1 protein-coding gene and 1 pseudogene are annotated in these 1341 nt (G+C 42.4%); one reads left to right on the forward strand and one right to left on the reverse strand.

Annotated elements, in window-relative coordinates; translation table 11 throughout:
- Window positions 1–393 (forward strand): annotated as a pseudogene (locus tag WH277_RS02760) (hypothetical protein); the annotation flags it as partial.
- A gap of 122 nt (window positions 394–515) precedes the next feature.
- On the opposite strand, the gene WH277_RS02765 reads toward WH277_RS02760, so the two are convergent.
- The gene (locus WH277_RS02765) at window positions 516–857 is read right to left on the reverse strand and encodes a hypothetical protein (RefSeq protein WP_339457123.1); all 342 of its coding nucleotides are present in this window, start codon (window positions 855–857) and stop codon (window positions 516–518) included.
- Between the last annotated feature and the right edge of the window lie 484 nt (window positions 858–1341).

The raw sequence follows: 1341 nt of genomic DNA on the forward strand, positions 1-1341 counted from the left end.
ATATTTTTCCCTGTTCACAGCCCATGGGGCGTTACCGGAGCAGGCCTTGTACACTCATCTGCTAATGATTTAATGAAATGGGGACTGAATTTTTCTTCGGGTTTGGTCGGAGGAAAGGAGTTGATAAGAAAAATGCTTATCCCTCTTCCCCTGACTACTGACACCAACATTATGATTGAAGACCATAATTCATACTGCTTTGGCATTGAACTCGATGAGGATAAATCAGGGAAAATTTATTGTCACCAGGGTTCTACGTTTGGAAGAGAAACATATTTTTTGCGCTCACAGGAAGCAGCCTATACCCTGGCAGTATTATCAAACATCGAAGATTATGATGTCTGTTCAATAGCTGTAAGATTGTTTAATAACATGACTTCAATAACTGCATGAAAAATATTTTTTCTTATCTGGCTCAATGATAAGGGCATAAGTTGCACATCCGCTCCTCGCTGTGAGTTCAACCGATGGATGCAACACACTGATTGAACCGCTCTGCGTGCCATGAGCAGACGTTAAATGTTAGTTGGCGGATCGTACTCCCACTGTGATTCGTTACTGTAAATCGTACCATCATCATCCATTACTTGGGCATTGAGATGCTTCGCAATCCCCAACATCTTTCTGTACAGGTATGTGTCTGGCCATTTGGTATAAATATTACCTGCACTCCAGTCAAGCCATGGCTCTTCGTACAATGAGGGACCTGACCACAAGGCGTGATAATCACCATTAATAATATATCTGCTTAATTCGTTATCGCTATTAATGTAGTTAAGCCATTCATCAGCAGTTATCTGCGCATCATCATTATCTGCCCAAAATTCAGCTCTCGTTATGTGAAATTCAACCCCCATAGCATCTCCTAAACGCTGAAATAGTCCTCACAAATTAGCATAGTGCCCTATTAAAAACGAGGTTAGTAACACTACAGTACCTATAGACTTGAAAGATATTACGTCATCTCCTCGATCATAGCTGCATGTCAGATGCTTCGCATTCTGCAGATGAGAGCACAGTCTCTCAGAGATACGCCGATTCATCAGTCGGCCCAAGTGACGCGGAGAATTACAGGAATGGTTCGATCCAGGCAAAATGTTGGGCCGATTGGTTACGATATGGCTGTCTCTAATTCGATATTTCTGTAAACTGGCCAATGGGCGGAAAAAAATAGCCTGTTCTGTCCTGCTCCCCAGTGCGCTTAACAATATCGGCTATCTGCTGACGATTAAGTACGGGAACTGGCATTTAGACTGGGGAGTAGAGACTGATATCATAGATCCTGTCGCAAGGACTGGGATCTCTATCAATATTATTTGTTACTGATGTATAGTGCATTAC

This window comes from Erwinia sp. MYb416, from assembly GCF_037479575.1.
GTDB lineage: Bacteria > Pseudomonadota > Gammaproteobacteria > Enterobacterales > Enterobacteriaceae > Erwinia > Erwinia rhapontici.